The organism is Arthrobacter cheniae (assembly GCF_003602275.1).
Lineage (GTDB): Bacteria > Actinomycetota > Actinomycetes > Actinomycetales > Micrococcaceae > Arthrobacter_D > Arthrobacter_D cheniae.
Window position 1 is genome coordinate 110278 of record NZ_QZVT01000006.1, and the last position, 14175, is coordinate 124452.

The 14175-nt window shown below is 69.0% G+C and carries 12 protein-coding genes; 7 read left to right on the forward strand and 5 right to left on the reverse strand.

Features of this window, described 5'->3' with window-relative positions:
* A complete protein-coding gene (gene hemE, locus D6T63_RS12455) occupies positions 1 to 1062 on the reverse strand; it encodes a uroporphyrinogen decarboxylase (protein WP_120149376.1) in 1062 nt (353 codons plus the stop codon).
* A gap of 183 nt (positions 1063 to 1245) precedes the next feature.
* Here hemE and D6T63_RS12460 point away from each other — a divergent pair, with 183 nt between their 5' ends.
* Positions 1246 to 2667 (forward strand): glutamyl-tRNA reductase, encoded by a 1422-nt coding sequence (locus tag D6T63_RS12460; RefSeq protein WP_120149377.1) that lies wholly within the window; start codon positions 1246 to 1248, stop codon positions 2665 to 2667.
* Positions 2668 to 2704: 37 nt separating this feature from the next.
* Here the strand turns inward: D6T63_RS12460 and moeB are convergent, their stop codons facing one another.
* Positions 2705 to 3970, reverse strand: a complete 1266-nt coding sequence (moeB, locus tag D6T63_RS12465; RefSeq protein WP_120149378.1) for a molybdopterin-synthase adenylyltransferase MoeB — start codon at positions 3968 to 3970, stop codon at positions 2705 to 2707.
* 157 nt (positions 3971 to 4127) lie between these two features.
* On the opposite strand from moeB, the gene D6T63_RS12470 reads away from it, so the two are divergent.
* A complete protein-coding gene (locus D6T63_RS12470) occupies positions 4128 to 4748 on the forward strand; it encodes a TetR/AcrR family transcriptional regulator (protein WP_120149379.1) in 621 nt (206 codons plus the stop codon).
* 47 nt (positions 4749 to 4795) lie between these two features.
* Complete coding sequence (locus D6T63_RS12475) at positions 4796 to 5020, forward strand: DUF3107 domain-containing protein (protein WP_120149380.1); 225 nt, start codon at positions 4796 to 4798, stop codon at positions 5018 to 5020.
* Between the two features lie 91 nt (positions 5021 to 5111).
* On the opposite strand, the gene D6T63_RS12480 is transcribed toward D6T63_RS12475, so the two are convergent.
* Positions 5112 to 5930, reverse strand: coding sequence for a ferritin-like fold-containing protein (locus D6T63_RS12480; RefSeq protein ID WP_120149381.1), 819 nt, complete (start codon positions 5928 to 5930; stop codon positions 5112 to 5114).
* Between the two features lie 95 nt (positions 5931 to 6025).
* On the opposite strand from D6T63_RS12480, the gene D6T63_RS12485 reads away from it, so the two are divergent.
* The 3 genes from D6T63_RS12485 to D6T63_RS12495 all read left to right on the forward strand — a co-directional run bounded on the left by D6T63_RS12485 (position 6026) and on the right by D6T63_RS12495 (position 10471).
* Positions 6026 to 7552 (forward strand): RNB domain-containing ribonuclease, encoded by a 1527-nt coding sequence (locus D6T63_RS12485; RefSeq protein WP_328588673.1) that lies wholly within the window; start codon positions 6026 to 6028, stop codon positions 7550 to 7552.
* A gap of 279 nt (positions 7553 to 7831) precedes the next feature.
* On the forward strand, positions 7832 to 9595 hold the full coding sequence (locus tag D6T63_RS12490; protein WP_120149539.1) for a DEAD/DEAH box helicase: 1764 nt from the start codon (positions 7832 to 7834) through the stop codon (positions 9593 to 9595).
* Between the two features lie 6 nt (positions 9596 to 9601).
* Positions 9602 to 10471: a DNA-methyltransferase gene (locus D6T63_RS12495; RefSeq protein ID WP_235830728.1), complete on the forward strand. Its 870-nt coding sequence runs from the start codon at positions 9602 to 9604 to the stop codon at positions 10469 to 10471.
* Positions 10472 to 10522: 51 nt separating this feature from the next.
* On the opposite strand, the gene D6T63_RS12500 is transcribed toward D6T63_RS12495, so the two are convergent.
* Entirely contained in the window at positions 10523 to 11365 is an 843-nt protein-coding gene (locus tag D6T63_RS12500) for a PHP domain-containing protein (protein WP_120149541.1), read from the reverse strand.
* A 177-nt stretch (positions 11366 to 11542) separates the two neighbouring features.
* On the opposite strand from D6T63_RS12500, the gene D6T63_RS12505 reads away from it, so the two are divergent.
* On the forward strand, positions 11543 to 13123 hold the full coding sequence (locus tag D6T63_RS12505; protein WP_120149383.1) for an aminopeptidase P family protein: 1581 nt from the start codon (positions 11543 to 11545) through the stop codon (positions 13121 to 13123).
* Positions 13124 to 13232: 109 nt separating this feature from the next.
* On the opposite strand, the gene D6T63_RS12510 is transcribed toward D6T63_RS12505, so the two are convergent.
* Complete coding sequence (locus D6T63_RS12510; protein WP_182976987.1) at positions 13233 to 14159, reverse strand: general stress protein; 927 nt, start codon at positions 14157 to 14159, stop codon at positions 13233 to 13235.
* Positions 14160 to 14175 lie beyond the last annotated feature (16 nt).

Consider the following 14175-nt stretch of genomic DNA (forward strand, 5'->3'; position numbering starts at 1 on the left):
TTACGGCTCCACCGAGTGGATGAGCTCGACGACCCGCGTCAATACGTCCGGATCCGTCTCGGGCGGCACGCCGTGACCGAGGTTCACCACGTGACCGGGCGCCGAGGACCCGGCGGCGAGCACGGCCCGCACATGGCGCTCGAGGACCGGCCACGGTGCGGGCAGCAGTGCGGGATCGATATTTCCCTGCAGGGGGACCGTTCCGCCGAGGCGCCGGTTGGCCTCGTCGAGCGGCAGCCGGTAGTCGACGCCGATCACGTCGACGCCTACCTCATGCATCGCGACCAACAGTTCCGAGGTGCCCGTGCCGAAGTGGACGAGCGGAGCACCGAGGCCCCGTACATGGTCCAGCGCCCTGCGGGAGGCCGGCGCGACGTGGTGACGGTAGTCCGCCAGGCCGAGGGAACCGGCCCACGAGTCGAACAGCTGTGCCGCGCTGGCACCGGCCTCGAGCTGCGCACGGAGGAACTGGCCGGAAGCGTCGGCCGCCCAGTCGGTCAGGGCCGTCCAGGTCTCCGGGTCGGCGTGCATCATGGTGCGGGGACCGAGGTGGTCCCGGGAAGGTTTTCCCTCCACCATGTAGGCGGCCAGCGTGAAGGGTGCGCCGGCGAACCCGATGAGCGGCGTGGTCCCGAGCTGCGCGACGGTGAGTGCGACGGCCTGGCGGATGGGCTCGAGGGCTTCGTCGGTCAGGGTGGGCAGGGCGGCGACGTCGGCGGCCGACCGGATCGGAGCGCCGAGTACGGGCCCGACGCCGGGGACGATGTCGACGTCGACTCCTGCCAGCTTGAGCGGGATCACGATATCCGAGAAGAAGATGGCGGCGTCGACATCGTGGCGACGCACGGGCTGCAGTGTGATCTCGGAGGCCATCGCGGGATCCAGGCAGGATTCGAGCATGTTCGTGCCCTCCCTCAGCGCGCGGTACTCGGGCAGGGAGCGCCCGGCCTGGCGCATGAACCACACGGGACGCCGATGAGGAGTCTGCCCGCGGTAGGCGGAGATGAGTGCCGAGCCGGACGTGCGTCCGTCGACCAGCGGGTGTGATGCTCCAAGGTCCATACCGCCGATTCTGCCGAAGATCGCAGCTTTTGGTTAACCGGCGCCGTCCGCCCGGTGGGATGCGTGGCCAACATCACGGGAACCGCGAAGGGGCAGAATCCCGCATGATTCCGCGGTGCGCAAGCCCCGGTAAGGCTGTCCTATTCCGTGGAAGAGAGGTGCTTTCGGTATGATCGAAGGGCTGTGGTACTTCTTTCACTTGTAGCGACACACTCGAATGTGGACCTGGAAACCGTTGCCCGACTCAGCGTCGGGGCGCCCCAGGTTCCTTCCGCCGTGCTTGCCGAGGACAGGGCGGTCGCCGGCGCCGTCGTCCTCGCCACCTGCAACCGCTTCGAGATCTATGCCGAGGCCCCCTCGGAGGACGATATCGAGGCCGCCCGCTCAGCGATCGTCTCGACGATCAGTGCGTACTCAGGCATCCCCGAACACTCCGTCTCCTCGTCCTTCGAGACGCACACAGGGCAGGACGTCGCCGAACATCTCTTCGCCGTCGGTGCCGGCCTCGACTCCGCCGTCATCGGCGAGCGGGAGATCGCGGGCCAGGTCCGCCGCGCCCTCATCGACGCACAGGGCTCCGGAGCCGCCAGCGGCGGCCTGGTCCGCCTGTTCCAGGCTGCGTCACGGACAGCGAAGGACGTCGGTGCGCAGACGGCGCTCGGCAGCCGCGGCCGCTCCATCGTCTCCGTGGCCCTCGAACTGGCCAGTGACCTGTCCGAGGACGCCGACTGGTCCAGCAAGACCGTCGTCCTGTTCGGGACCGGTGCCTACGCGGGCGCCACCGTTGCCGCGCTGAAGGACCGGGGCTGCACCGACATCTCCGTGTTCTCCTCCTCCGGACGCGCCGAAGCCTTCGTCGCCACGCGCGGCGGAACCGCCGTGAGCGCAGCAGAACTGCCGGGCGCCATGCGCCGGGCCGACGTCGTCATCGGCTGCAGCGGCAGCGACGCACGCATCGACGCAGGCGACCTCGAGCGGATCCGCGAGGGCAGCACCCGCCCGCTCGTCGTCATCGACCTCGCCCTCAGCCACGACTTCGATCCCGCCGTGGGCATGCTCGACGACGTGGAGCTCATCACCCTCGAGTCCGTCCGGGCCGCAGCACCCGGGGAGCAGTCGGATGCCCTCGCCCAGGCCAGCGACCTGGTACGCGATGCAGCACGGAGCTTCGAGGAGCAGCAGACCACCCGCGCGATGAACGCGGCCATCGTGGCCCTGCGCCGCCACACGCAGTCCGTCCTCGATTCCGAGATGGAACGTGTCCGCGCCCAGCACGGCTGCACGGCCGCCGCCGAGGAGGTCGAGTTCGCGCTCCGCCGGATGGTCCGCCAACTCCTGCACGTACCGACCGTGCGTGCGCGCGAACTCGCCGCCGAGGGACGCCAGGACGAGTACACCGCGGGCCTCCAGGCGCTGTACGGGATCGACGTCGCGCCTGCCGCCGACAAGGCTGCCGCTGACAAAGCTGCCGCCACGAAGGATGCCGACACAGCAGCCGTGGTGTCCGACGCCGCCGTTACCGGCGCCCGCCTGCACGCTACCCACGCGCACGCCGATGGCGCCGTCTGCCCCGTGGACCACGAACGGCCCGCACAGAGCGCCTGACCGGTTCCGAGCCTCGGGGCGCGGCTCGCACATCCCCTCAGTACGTCATCTTCTCCGGTTCCACCCTGCGCACCCACTCGATGATCCCCCCGCCGACCGACCGCGCATCCGGATGTCCCTGCGCCCGCAGGAAACGCACGACGTCGGCCGATCGAACCCCGGACTTGCAGTGGACCAGCACGGTCCTGGCGCTGTCCACCAGGACGTCGCCGTCGAGGATCAGGTTCTTCGGGACGAGCTGCGCGCCGTCGATGCTGACGATGGCGTACTCCTCCGGGTTGCGCACGTCGAGCAAATCGAAGTCGGCCGTTCCGGCGTCACGCTCGACGAGGAGGGCGGCCAGTTCCTCCACGCTGACGGTCGGCACCGGTTCCTCGGGGACGGTGCCGTCCGTCGCCCCGGCGTCGGCCGCTCCCTGTGCAGGCAGGCCGCAGAACTGCTCGTAGTCGATGAGCTCCGTGACCCGTTGCGCCGTAGGGTCCGGCCGCACGCGCAGTTCCCGCCAGGTCATGTCGAGGGCGTTGAACACCAGCACCCGTCCAAGGAGCGTCGTGCCCAGTCCGGTGATCAGCTTGATGGCCTCGTTGACCATGACGGACCCGATCTGCGCGCAGAGCACGCCGAGCACACCGCCCTCCGCGCAGGACGGCACGGCCCCGGGCGGCGGTGCTTCCGGGTAGAGGTCACGGTAGGTGGGGCCGTGGTCCTGCCAGAAGACACTGACCTGGCCGTCGAAGCGGAGGATGGAACCCCAGACATAGGGTTTGCCGAGTAGCGCGGCGGCGTCATTGACGAGGTAGCGCGTGGCGAAGTTGTCCGTGCCGTCCACGATCAGGTCGTAGTCCGCGAAGAGCCCGAGCGCGTTCCAGCGGTCGAGCCGCTCCTCATGCAGCACCACCTCCACCAGGGGGTTCAGTTCGAGGATGCTGTCGCGCGCCGATTCCGCCTTCGACCGGCCGAGGTCCGTCATGCCGTGGATCACCTGGCGCTGCAGATTGGACAGCTCGACGTCGTCGTCCTCGACGATACCGAGCGTGCCGACGCCCGCCGCCGCCAGATACAGCAGTGTCGGAGAACCGAGGCCTCCCGCTCCCACCACGAGCACGCGGGCGTTCTTCAGGCGCAGCTGCGCCTCCGTACCGAAGCCCGGGATGATGAGGTGCCGGGAGTAGCGCAGGGTCTCGTCCCGCGTCAGGCTGCCCGCGGGCTCGACGAGCGGAGGCAGCGGAGCACCCGCCTGCCCCGGGTCAGCGAGGGTTGCGGCCCCGACGGGGGCCTTGGGTGCGGGCGACAAAGCGGTCATGCCCAAGGGTATTCCGGCCATGGCGCGCCGGGCCAGTGTGCTCGCGCCCAGCACCGGGTCACGGGGAGGTAGCGGGCACGAACGCTGATGCCGCGGTGTCGCTCGTGGGTACACTGATCGGACGCCAGCCGCCCGAAGAACCCGAGGATCGCCCTACGTGATTGCTGAACCGACCGCCGCAGGAAAAGCCGTCCGGTTGCCGCGGGACGAACGCAGGCGGCAGCTCCTGGCGGCAGCACAGGAAGTCTTCGTGGGCAACGGTTACCACGGTGCGGCGATGGATGACATCGCCGTCGCGGCCAAGGTCAGCAAGCCGGTGCTGTACCAGCACTTCCCCGGCAAGCGGGACCTCTACCTCGCACTGCTCGACAGCCACCTCGCCGAACTGACCTTGCTGCTGCACGACGCCCTGAAGTCGACGGACGACAACAAGCTGCGCGTGCACGCAACCATGCGGGCCTACTTCCAGTTCATCGCGCAGGACAGCAAGGCGCACCGGCTCGTGTTCGAGTCCGACATCAGCAACGAGCCCGACGTGAGCAGCCGTCTCGAGGAGTTCAACGCGCAGTTCGCCAGTGCCATCGCCGGCGTCATCGCCGGGGACACGCAGCTCTCGATGGTGGAGGCGACCCTGCTGGGCCGCGGCCTCGCGGGCATGGCCCAGATCAGCGCGCGCTACTGGCTGGAGACGGACGGGAGCCTCGACATCGACGCCGCCGCTGAGCTCATCTACCGTTTAGCTTGGCGCGGAATCAGCCGTTTCCCCAAGGAGATCTAGAGTAGGTTCGGAGCAGCACAACGCTCACTACACAGGAGGCACCCGCCGTGGAAGTCAAGATCGGTATCCAGAACGTCAACCGGGAGATCATCCTCGATTCCGCCGAGAGCGCGGACGCCCTCGCCGAACTCGTTTCCTCAGCCATGAGCGGCGGTTCGGAACTGCGCCTCAAGGATTCCAAGGGCCGTCAGGTGATCGTGCCCACGTCCGTCCTCGGCTACGTCGAGATCGGCGCCGAAGAGTCCCGCCGCGTGGGGTTTGGAGCGCTCTAGCTTCACCCCTGCAGCTTCAGCACTGCAGGCAGGACCCGCGGTCCACGGCATGCGCCGTCGGCCGCGGGTTCTTTTTTCGTCCCGAGCGGGACTACGCCGTGAGTCCCAGGGCACTCATCCGCCGGGAATGGTTGCGGGTCAGCTTCGAGAACAGCGCCGTCGTGTGCTGGGTGTGGTCGGCCTCATTGGCGAACAGCAGCCCCGCGAGGTATTCGCGTTCGATGCCGACCCGCTGTGCCTGGGTGAGCGCCTCACCCACGAGCCTCCTGCCCCACAGCGCCAGGCGCGAGGCGAGGCGGGGGTCGTCCGAGAGCGCTTCCGTGAGGCGGCGCTGCAGGTGGGCGGCGCCGTCGCCCGAGTCGATTGCGCTGATGAGGTCGCGGGTCCGAGGATCCAGGCTGTCTGCCAGGGCACGGTAGAAATCCCCGGAGAAGGCGTCGATCACGTAGGCCTTCATCAGCGATTCGTACCAGTCACCGGGGCGGGTGCGCTCGTGGAAGGCGTCGATGGAGGCCTGGAACGGCGCCATGGCATCCTCGATCGTGGTCCCGAGCCCGCCGACGAAGCGGCCCACCATCTCGAAATGCTCGAACTCGAGGACTGCGAGGCGACCGAGGCTCGCCCTGTCCGCGAGGCTCGGAGAGAAGCGCGCATCGGAGGACAGCCGCTCGAACCCCGACAGCTCGCCGTACGCGATGACGCCGAGGAGGTCCGTGACGAAGCGGGCATAGCGGGGGTTCGCGAGGGCGTCCTCGGCGGCGCTCGCCGGGCCTGCGAGTGAGGTCGGCGCGACCGGGGACGGACCACCCGGTGCGGCCACCGGCGACTGCGCCACCGGCGCCGACCGGTCCTGCGTCCCGTCCGTGCCCGTGGCGGAGACGGCGGTGCTGTCGGAGGAGCCCTTGTTCATTCTGCTAAGAGTACGCACTCAGGAGGGCCGGGCAAGCCCGGGGCGGTCCTCGCCGGACTGCCCCGTTGTCTGTGACGTGCATTACCGTAAGGTGCGTGCCAGCACAGCATATGGACCTCAGGGACCGCGAGTCCCAGCAGCGGCTGACGGAGTCGCTGCGAACCCTGCGCGAGGAACTCGATATCCGTGAGGGTTTCTCCCACGACGTCCTGCAGGAAGCGGACGCATCGGTGGCGCTGCATCGCCTTCCTCCGGCGGACCGGCGGGACCTGCCCTTCCTCACCATCGATCCGCCCGGCTCGACGGACCTCGACCAGGCCGTGCACCTCGCCCGCCGTACCGGCGACGCCGGCGAGGGCTACGAGGTCTGGTACGCCATCGCCGATGTTCCACTCTTCGTTGCGCCCGGCGGAGCCATCGATACCGAGGCGAGGCTTCGCGGGCAGACCATGTACGCCCCGGACGGCCGCATCTCCCTCCATCCGGAGGTCATCTCCGAGGACGCAGCGAGCCTCCTTCCCGAGCAGGACCGGCCGGCCTTCGTCTGGCATTTCGAGCTCGACGCCGAGGCGGTGGTCCTCTCTGTCGACGTCAGCCGCGCGACGGTCCGCAGCCGGCGCCAGCTGACCTACGCACAGGTACAGGCGGACATCGACGCCGGCACGGCGGACGAGCAACTGATGCTCCTGCGGGAGATCGGAGTGCTCCGCATCCGGCAGGAGCTCGACCGGGGCGGCGCCAGCCTCAACCTCCCCCGCCAGGACATCACCCACGACGGCGAGAGCTACGCCATCGTCACGGAACCGCCGCTGCCCTGCGAGGACTGGAATGCCCAGATCTCGCTCATGACGGGTATGGCGGCCGCACGGATCATGATCGACGGCGGCATCGGCATCCTGCGGACCCTGCCGTCTCCGGACGAGGGCGCACTGGGCAAGTTCCGGCGCCAGTCCGAAGCGCTGGAGCACCCATGGCCCAGGGACATGCCCTACGGCGCCTTCCTCCGCACGCTCGACGTCACCGATCCCCGGCAACTGGCGCTGATGCACTCGGCGGCCTCGCTCTTCCGCGGTGCGGGCTACACCGCGTTCGACGGCGAGGTGCCGGACTCCCTGGTGCAGTCGGCCATCGCCGCACCCTACGCCCACACCACCGCCCCCCTCCGCCGCCTCGTGGACCGCTTCGTGCTGGTGACCTGCGCGTCCCTCTGCGCTGGCGAGGAAGTACCCGGGTGGGTCCGCTCGGCGCTCCCGCACCTCAATGCCCTCATGGCCTCCTCCAACCAGACGGCGTCCCGGCTGGACGCGGGAGCGATGGACGCCGTGCAGGCCGCTCTTTTGAGCAACCGCATCGGCGAGGCGTTCTCCGCCATCGTCCTGCAGGGCTCGCCGCCCGCCGTCGAGGACGCGCCCGGCAGGCAGGCACCGCGGCTGTCCGGCACGGTCCAGGTCACCGAACCACCGCTGGAGGCGAAATGCTACGGCGAGCTCGTGGCCGGCGAGCGGGTGACCGTGGTCCTCCTCGAGGCGGATATCGCCCGCCGCCTCCTCCGATTCGAGGTGAAACCGACGGACACGCTTCCGCAAGCGCGCGATGACACCGCGCAGGGACAGGCAGGGTAGTCTTGATGCGTAGTAATGGATGCCCGGTCGTTATCACTCTTCGATAACCCGCAGTACCTACTCGATCCCGAGTTTTCCCGCGGGCGCAGGTCTCCCTCCGCAGCCCGCACGCAGTCGCAAGCCCGCGATCGGCTTCCACTGGACGCTCTGCGCCCGCCGATACGCTCCGCACCGGATGGTCATCATCCGGGCGTCGAGCCTCGGCGGCCGCACGGCCTGAATGAACGGTAGAACGTGCACAATACAGATCACGACACGAACCACGGCGCTATAGCAGATATCGCCACGACGACCGACACGCACCACCTCGTCGCCGACAACTCCACGGACGCCATCGACGTCGAAGAGACCCTGATCACCACCGAGGAGCCGCACGCTCCCGTCGCGGAGACCTTCGCCGACTTCAACGTCCGCCCGGACATCGTGGAGTCGCTCGCCGATGCGGGCATCATCCACCCGTTCCCCATCCAGGCGATGACACTGTCGATCGCCCTCGGCGGCCACGACATCATCGGCCAGGCGAAGACCGGTACCGGCAAGACCCTCGGCTTCGGCATCCCGGCCATCCAGCGCGTCGTCGGGCCCGACGACGCGGGCTACGACAAGCTCCCGGTGCCCGGTGCACCGCAGGCCCTCGTCATCGTCCCCACACGCGAGCTCGCCGTCCAGGTGGCCAGCGACCTGACGACGGCGGCGAAGAAGCGCAACGCGCGCATCGTCACCATCTACGGCGGCCGCGCCTACGAGCCCCAGATCGAGGCCATCAAGCGCGGTGTCGAGATCGTGGTCGGGACGCCCGGTCGCCTGATCGACCTGTACCGGCAGAAGCTGCTGGTCCTCAAGAACGTGAAGATCGTGGTGCTCGACGAGGCCGACGAGATGCTGGACCTCGGCTTCCTGCCCGACGTCGAGACCCTCATAGCCGCGACGCCACCGGTGCGCCAGACACTGCTGTTCTCCGCAACCATGCCCGGCCCCGTCATCGCGATGGCCCGCCGCTACATGACGCAGCCCACGCACATCCGCGCAGCGGATCCCGAGGACGAGGGCATCACCAAGAAGGACATCCGCCAGGTCATCTACCGGGCACACAACCTGGACAAGGCCGAGGTCGTCGCCCGGATCCTGCAGTCCCGCAACCGGGGCCGCACCCTCGTCTTCTGCAAGACGAAGCGCACCGCGGCGAAGCTCTCCGAGGAATTGATCGACCGCGGTTTCGCGGCCGGCGCCATCCACGGTGACCTGGGCCAGGGTGCGCGCGAGCAGGCCCTGCGCGCCTTCCGCGGAGACAAGATCGACGTGCTCGTCGCCACCGAGGTCGCTGCCCGCGGCATCGACGTCGAGGACATCACCCACGTCATCAACTACCAGTGCCCCGAGGACGAGAAAGCCTTCCTGCACCGCGTAGGCCGTACGGGCCGTGCCGGCAAGAAGGGCACCGCCGTGACCTTCGTCGACTGGGACGACCTCCCACGCTGGGGCCTCATCAACAAGGCCCTCGGCCTGAACGCGCCGGAGCCGGTAGAGACCTACTCGTCATCACCGCACCTCTACACGGACCTCGACATCCCGGAGGGGACCAAGGGCCGCCTCCCCCGCAAGGACCGGAAGCTCGCGGGTATCGGTGCGGAGGTCCTCGAGGACCTCGGCGAGACCGGCAAGCGCGGCGGCGGCGCCCACGCGGACAGCACCCGCTCCGCCGGCAGCGGGAACGACGGCGGACACGGACGCTCGGGCGGTCGCGGGGGTCAGCGCCGCGACGGCGGCTCGTCCACGGACAGCAGCGAGTCCGGCCAGGGCTCCCGCGGGTCGCGCGGTCGTGGCCGTGGAGGGAACCGTTCCGGTGACACCACCGGACCAGCAGAGTCGGCTGCCGCACCCGCGACCGGGTCGGCGGCAGGAGATACGACCGAGGGTGGCGGGCGCCGTCGTCGCGCCGGCGGGGAGGCCGAGGCACCTGCGGGCGACCGCCCGCGCCGCAGCCGCACCCGTCGCCGCAACGGCGAGGTCGTCGCGAACCCCGCCGGCGGCTCAGAGGACTAGCCCTCGGTGACCGAACTCTCCGTGCCTTCCGCGCCTCCGTCCTGGAGCGCGGAAGGTCGCAACCTCGTGGTGCACGCCGACAACGCCGAGTACCTGGCGACACTTCCGGATTCGTCTTTCCGCATGATCTACGTGGACCCGCCGTTCAATACCGGCCGGGTGCAGCGACGGCAGCCGACGACGATGGTGCGGGCGGTCGAAGGCTCCGGTGACCGCGTGGGCTTCAAGGGCCAGTCCTACTCGACCGTCAAGGGAATCCTCTCGAGCTATGACGACGCCTTCGAGGACTACTGGGACTTCCTCGCTCCGCGGCTCGCAGAGGCCTGGCGCCTCCTGACGGACGACGGGACGCTGTACGTGCACCTGGACTACCGCGAGGTGCACTACGCCAAGGTCATGCTGGACGCCCTGTTCGGGCGCGAGTGCTTCCTGAACGAGATCATCTGGGCGTACGACTACGGCGCCCGGGCCAAGCGCAAGTGGCCCGCGAAGCACGACAACATCCTCGTCTACGTGAAGGACCCAGCCGGCTACTACTTCAACAGCGACGAGGTGGACCGGGAACCCTACATGGCACCCGGACTCGTGACGGCCGAGAAGGCTGCACTCGGCAAACTGCCCACCGACGTGTGGTGGCACACCATCGTGTCCCCGACCGGCCGCGAGAAGACCGGCTACCCCACCCAGAAGCCGGAGGGCCTGCTGCGACGCGCCGTTGCTGCCAGCAGCAGCGAAGGCGACTGGGTCCTGGACTTCTTCGCCGGATCAGGGACCCTCGGTGCGGTGGCGGGCAAGCTCGGCCGTCGCTTCGTCTGCGTGGACCGCAATCCGCAGGCCATCGACGTCATGCGTGCCCGCCTCGCTCCCTGGACGTGAGCACGGGCCCGAGCCCTGAGTCTGCACGCCAGGACCACCCCTGCGGACCGTTCAGCTGACCGGCGTCCCCGTGGCGAGCCCGATGATGGCCTCGAACGTCTCGCTCGTCGTGACGTTCTCACCGAGCAGGTTCGGCTTGCCGGTCCCGTGGTAGTCGCTGGAACCGGTGACGAGCAGGCCGTTGTCCCGGGCGATCCTCCGCAGCTCGACCCGGGCGCCGTCGGGATTGTCCCGGTGCTCCACCTCGAGGCCCACCAGTCCGGCGTCGATCATCTCGTCGATCACGGCACCGCCCACCACCGCTCCCCGGTTGAAAGCCGATGGATGCGCGAAGACGGGCACGCCGCCGGCATCCCGGATAAGGGCGACGGCGTGAGCGGGATGCGGTGCGTAGTGGCTCACCCAGTACGGCGAGCGCGCGGTCAGGACGCGCTCGAAGGCTTCCGAGCGAGTGCTGACGATGCCGAGGGCGATCAGCGCGTCCGCGATGTGCGGCCGTCCCACGGTGGCGCCCTCCGTCACGTGCTCCTGCACCAGGGCCCAGGTGATCGGGTAGTCCTCGGACATCAGTTCGACCATGCGGCGGGCTCGGGTGAGCCGGGCCGACCGTGACTTCTCGATCTCGTGGCGCAGACCGGCATGCAGCGGGTCGTGGAGGTAGGACAGCACGTGCACGCTGATGCCGGTGTCCGTCCGGCAGGAGACCTCCATCCCGGGGACGAAAGTGATGCCATGTGCCTTCGCCGCCGTCCTCGCCCTGTCCCAACCGGCAGTGGAGTCATGGTCGGTGAGCGCGACGGCGTCGAGCCCTGCTGAGGCGGCGGAGGCAATCAGGACATCGGGATCCTCGGTGCCGTCCGAGACATTGGAGTGCGTGTGCAGATCGATTCTCACCGGATTCAATGTACGCGCCATGCGTTGCATCTCCGGCCAGCGGCTCAGCGTCATCAGGCATTTCCGCTCATCCCGCTGCCCGGACCACCCGGAACCGGGGCCTCGCAGCGGCGGGCCCGATGATGCGACCCGTGGCCGGACTTTCCCGCTGCGCGGCCACGGTGAGACGATGACAGGGTGAGCACCGACGACACCGCATCCGCAGCCCAGAACTCCACACACACAGGGCAGGGCCAGCCCCTGTCCGACCGCAACGAGAACCGCTCGCAGCGGCCCGACTCCGACGCCTTCAAGGCTTTTATGGCCCGTGACTGGGCGCAGGCCTCGGAGGAGCTCCCGGCCGAGGCACCCGTCGCCGCCCATGCAGCGCGCCGCCGTCGGGCCGTCTCCGATCGTTTCCCGGGGGAACGGATCGTCGTGCCGGCCGGACCCTTCAAGGTCCGCTCGAACGACACCGACTACCGATACCGTCCCCACTCCGGTTTCGCGCACCTCACGGGGCTCGGCCTCGACCACGAGCCGGACGCCGTGCTGGTGCTCGAGCCCGTCGACCCCGGAACGGGCGACGACGGCGGGAACCACGTGGCCACCCTGTACTTCCGCGAACTCGCAGGGCGTGACAGCGCGGAGTTCTACGCCAACGCCCGGCTCGGCGAATTCTGGATCGGCCAGCGACTCTCGATGGCCCAGATCAAGGCGCAGCTGTCCCTCCGGACGGCCGACCTCAGCGAACTCGAGGTCGCCATCACGAAGGACGCAGGCGTCTTCGAGATCGGCGGCATGAGCATCCGCCTGCTCCGCGAGGTCGACTTCAATGCCGACGCGCTGGTGGACACCTCCCGCATCAACACCGGCGTCGACCTCGAGAAGGCCGACGCCCTCGACGCCGTGCTCGCCGAGGTGCTGTCCGAGCTCAGGCTCATCAAGGATCCGTGGGAGATCGAGCAGATGGCGTCCGCCGTCGCAGCGACCGTCAGCGGTTTCCACGAAGTGGTTCGCGCACTCCCCCGTGCCATCAGCCATCCGCGCGGCGAGCGCGTCGTCGAAGGTGCTTTCTTCACCCGGGCGCGCGAGGAGGGCAACGACCTCGGCTACGACACCATCGCCGCGTCCGGCAACAACGCGACCACCCTCCACTGGATCCGCAACACCGGGCATGTCAAGGCCGGCGAGCTCCTGCTGCTGGATGCCGGCGTCGAGGCCGAGAGCCTGTACACGGCCGACATCACCAGGACCCTCCCCGTCAACGGTCGGTACACGGATGTGCAGCGGAAGGTCTACCAGGCCGTGCTCGACGCCGCGGACGCCGGCTTTGCAGCGGCCCTGCCCGGCCGCAAATTCCGCGAGATCCACCTCGCGGCCGTCACCGTCCTGGCCGAGAACCTCGATGCTTGGGGGCTTCTGCCCGTCTCGCTCGAGGAGGCACTGTCACCCGAGGGGCAGCACCACCGCCGCTGGATGCCGCACGGGACGAGTCACCACCTGGGCATGGACGTGCACGACTGCGCGCAGGCCAAACGGGACCTGTACCTGGATGGTGTGCTCACCGAGGGCATGGTCTTCACCATGGAGCCGGGCCTCTACTTCAAGGCGGAAGACCTCTCCGTGCCGGAGGAGTACCGCGGCATCGGCGTACGTATCGAGGATGACGTCCTCATGACCGCCGACGGACCGGTCAACCTGAGCGCTGCCCTGCCACGCCACCCGGAGGACGTCGAGGACTGGATCGCCGGCATCTGGGGCAGCACCGGCGAGTAGCCCGACGGAGACGGGAAGAGGCGGGGACCAGTGCACTCAGTGCACTGGTCCCCGCCTCTTCCTGTCGTACCGATGTACTGCCGACGTACGGCCGGCGTCCCGCTGAGCGCTAGCGCTGTCCCGCTGCCGACGAGCCCGTGCCGCCCGGGTTCCCGCCATTCGCAGGCGGATCAGTTGCAGCCGGCGCTGCGATCTCTCCGTCGGCGCCCGGGGTGCCGCTAGCGCCTGCTGCGCCGTCCGCCGGAGCGTTGCCCGGAAGCTGGTCCTCTACGCGGATGCCGTACTGCGGCCGGCCATCGGGCAGGTCCGGGAATTGTCCCCGGCGCGGGCCGGTTGTACCGGGACCGGCTGTCTGGCTCTCCTCGGCCCCGGCAGGCTGCTGCTGGGGCTGCTGCTGGGGTTGCTGCTGGGGTTCCTGCTGGCCGGGGAACGGATCGTTCCAGGATGCGGGCCGTTCGGGCGCCTGCTGCTGGTGAGGCGGCTGCTGGGCCTGCTGTCCCTGGGCCCAGGCCGAGGAGTTCGCCCCCGGGTGCTGCGCCTGCCCGTTCATGGGCAGCTGCTGCAGCAGCCGACGCGCCTCCCCTGCGAGGCTCGGCTCCACGAGGACGTCGTAGCTGGTCGCGATGACCTGGCTCGTCGAGGTGAAATCGCGCTTTCCGCGCTGGAAGGCATAGGTGAGGACACCGAAGAGCAACCAGAAGATGGCGCCGAGCGCTATCGAGGAAGGCACGGTGCTCACCATGTCGCTGTCCGCGAACAGACCCAGGATCAACCCTACGAACAGACCGAACCAGGCTCCCGACAGGGCACTGCTCAGGGCGACCCTCGGGTAGCTGAGACGACCCGTGACGCGCTCCACGGCCTTGAGGTCGTTGCCGATGATGGCGATTTGCTGCACGGCGAACTTGTTGTCAGCGAGGTAGTCGACGGCCTTCTGGGCATCGAGGTAGCTGGTGTACCGGCCGATGGTCTCGCCGGTGGGTAGCACCCGGCCCGGGTCGCGGGAGGCAGTGGTTCCAAGTGAAGGTGTCGACATGCACCCATTCTTGCCT

Coding starts and splice junctions, on each gene's coding strand:
- moeB (WP_120149378.1), bottom strand. CDS start 3,970: ATGACCGCTTTGTCGCCCGCACCCAAGGCCCCCGTCGGGGCCGCAACC.
- D6T63_RS12480 (WP_120149381.1), bottom strand. CDS start 5,930: ATGAACAAGGGCTCCTCCGACAGCACCGCCGTCTCCGCCACGGGCACG.
- hemE (WP_120149376.1), bottom strand. CDS start 1,062: ATGGACCTTGGAGCATCACACCCGCTGGTCGACGGACGCACGTCCGGC.
- D6T63_RS12510 (WP_182976987.1), bottom strand. CDS start 14,159: ATGTCGACACCTTCACTTGGAACCACTGCCTCCCGCGACCCGGGCCGG.